General features: G+C 65.8%; 4 protein-coding genes. All 4 read right to left on the reverse strand.

The window, feature by feature from the left end:
* Window positions 1-1059 (reverse strand): methylmalonyl-CoA mutase family protein (locus MOV74_RS35960; protein ID WP_246931989.1); only part of this gene is annotated, 1059 nt, incomplete at its 3' end.
* 81 nt (window positions 1060-1140) lie between these two features.
* Complete coding sequence (gene folK / locus MOV74_RS35965) at window positions 1141-1632, reverse strand: 2-amino-4-hydroxy-6-hydroxymethyldihydropteridine diphosphokinase (RefSeq protein ID WP_246931991.1); 492 nt, start codon at window positions 1630-1632, stop codon at window positions 1141-1143.
* Between the two features lies 1 nt (window position 1633).
* Window positions 1634-2002 carry a dihydroneopterin aldolase gene (gene folB / locus MOV74_RS35970; protein WP_246931994.1) on the reverse strand — a complete coding sequence of 123 codons (369 nt, stop codon included), beginning with the start codon at window positions 2000-2002 and terminating at the stop codon, window positions 1634-1636.
* Window positions 1999-2520 (reverse strand): dihydropteroate synthase (locus tag MOV74_RS35975; RefSeq protein WP_246931996.1); only part of this gene is annotated, 522 nt, incomplete at its 5' end. The genes folB and MOV74_RS35975, both read right to left, overlap by 4 nt.

Genomic DNA, 2520 nt, shown 5'->3' on the forward strand with positions numbered 1-2520 from the left:
CGCCACGCGCCGCGCGAACGGATCGGGCAGGCCGAGTGCCAGCGTGTGCGGCAGCACGGTGATCGCGTTGGCACCGGCAAGCCCGGCCGCAAACGTCGCGATGGTCGCGCGCAGCATGTTCACGTAGGGGTCGCGCTGCGTCAGCATGCGCCAGGCCGTATCGGCGGCAATGAACAGCGGTTTTGGCGTCAGCCCGCAGGCCGTCTCGATGCGGGCCCACAACAGCCGCAGCGCGCGGAATTTCGCCATGGTCAGGAACTGGTCGGCATCGGCGGCAAGCCGCGCATAGACCATGCCTTGCGCCTGTTCCAGCGGAATGCCGGCGCCTTCGATCGCGCGCAAGTAAGCAACGCCGCAGGCGAGCACGAAGGCAAGCTCCTGTACCTCGGAGCCCCCGGCGTCGTGGATCACGCGTCCGTCGGCGGATGCGAACGGTCCCTTGAAGCCGAGCCCGGCAAGCCCCTTGATGGCGCCGGTGACGGCCGGAGCAATCTCCTCCCAGGTATAAGGACTGTGGCCCCACACCGCGCCGGCCGCGAGCGGATCGAGCCCGAAGCGGATGTCGCAGGCGGCGGGATCGAGGCCCTTGCACTTCACATATTCCGCGACGTGGATCGCCGCCATCCGCGATTGCGGTCCGACCTCGAGCTCGATGCCGATGCCGGCGTCGAGGTGAATGTCCTTCAGGACCTTTGCGACGGACTCGGCCGAAGGTTCCAGGCCGAAACCGCGCGCGCCATTGGCGCCGGCGAACACCAGCGCGAGCCCGGTCGCACCGTTCTCCAGATCCTGCAACGCCTGCGCATTCGCGAGCGCCGCGTCGGGATGGTCGATCCGCTGGATGATTTGCCAGGGTGCGGCGGCCGGCCGGCCCACCACCGGCGCAACGCCTTTGGCGCGCGGATAGAGCGGCTCGATCTTCAGGCCGTCGTAGGTCTTGCCGACCAGCTTTTCGAACGGCGCGCCCTTCAGCACGCCATCGACCAGCTTGCGCCAATCTTCGACGGTGGCTTGGGGAAAATCCGCCGCCAGCGGCAGGTCGTCAGTCACGGAGGTCATGCGGCGAGGGGCTCCCAAACGTCTCGTTATTCGCAGGCGAATTTGCCACGGCAGACCGTCCCTGCAAACGGTCGTTTTTGGTTAACCGGTATCCGGAAGCCGCTCAATGCCTTGCGTCGAGACGCTGGCGAGCCCGTCACGCACACGAATGCCCGAGATCACGCGGTCGGGCGCGATTTCGGCCAGCGGCACCAGCACGAAGGCGCGCTCGAACAGGCGCGGATGGGGCAAGGTCAGGTCGGGCTTCTGCAAGGAGACATCGTCATAGGCGATCATGTCGAGATCTAGCGTGCGCGGTCCCCAGCGCCGTTCCTTGTCACGCGTGCGACCGAATTTCTGCTCGACTTTCTGCAGCACGAACAATAGCGCGTGGGGATCGAGGCCGGTCTCGATCTCGATGCAGGCATTGATGAAGGGCGCCTGGTCCTCGTCGCCCCAGGGCGGCGTCGCGTAGTCCGAGGAGCGCGCGATCAGTGCGGCTTGCGCCATGCCGCAGATATGCGCGATGGCCTTGCCGAACGTCGCGCGGACATCGCCGATATTGCCGCCGAGTGCGATCAGCACGCTTGCCATGTTATGGATGCCGCGAGCGCGTCAGCATGATGCCGACATCGTCGAAGATCGCGGCGATCGGCGCATGCGGCTTGTGCACCGTGATCTTCACGGCGCGGATGCGCGGGAAGCTCGACAGGATGGCGTCGGCCACCGCGCCGGCGGCGCGCTCCAAAAGCTTGTAATTGGTGTTCTTGAACGCCGCCGTCGTCGTCGCCACAACGTCGGCGTAGGACACCGTATCGGCGAGCCGGTCGCTGCGCGAGGGCTCCGACAGGTCGGTATAGAGTTCGAGATCGATGACGAAGCGCTGGCCGACCTCGGTCTCGTGATCCATCACGCCGTGGCGGGCATGGATCGACAGGCCGGTGACGAAGATCGTATCGGTCATTGCTTGCCCTCGATTGCGTTCGCGACCCGCAGGGCCTGCAAGGTCTCGGCGACGTCATGGGTCCGGATGATTTTTGCGCCGCGTTGCGCGGCGATCAGATGCGCGGCGATCGAGCCGGCGAGCCGTTCTTTCGGCTCCGACGGCGACACCGAGGCGATGAAGCGCTTGCGCGAGGCACCGACCAGGATCGGCAGGCCGAACATCTCGAACTCGCGTAAGCGCGCCAGCGCGATCATGCTCTGCTCGGCGGTCTTGCCGAAGCCGATGCCGGGATCGAGCACGATCTTGTCGCGCGCGATGCCGGCCTTTGCGGCGATATCCAGCGAACGCAGGAAAAACGTCTTCATGTCCGTGATGATGTCGATGGCGGGATCGGCGTCGTCGCGGTTGTGCATGACGATGACGGGGACGTCGGCCGGTGGCCGACCCATCACCGCGAAATCGAGGTCGTAGCCGTGCATGGCCTCGCGGATCTCTTCGCGATTGCCGATGGTCAGCTTGATCTCGATCTTGGGGTA

The sequence above is a fragment of the Bradyrhizobium sp. SHOUNA76 genome (assembly GCF_023006445.1).
Taxonomy (GTDB): domain Bacteria; phylum Pseudomonadota; class Alphaproteobacteria; order Rhizobiales; family Xanthobacteraceae; genus Bradyrhizobium.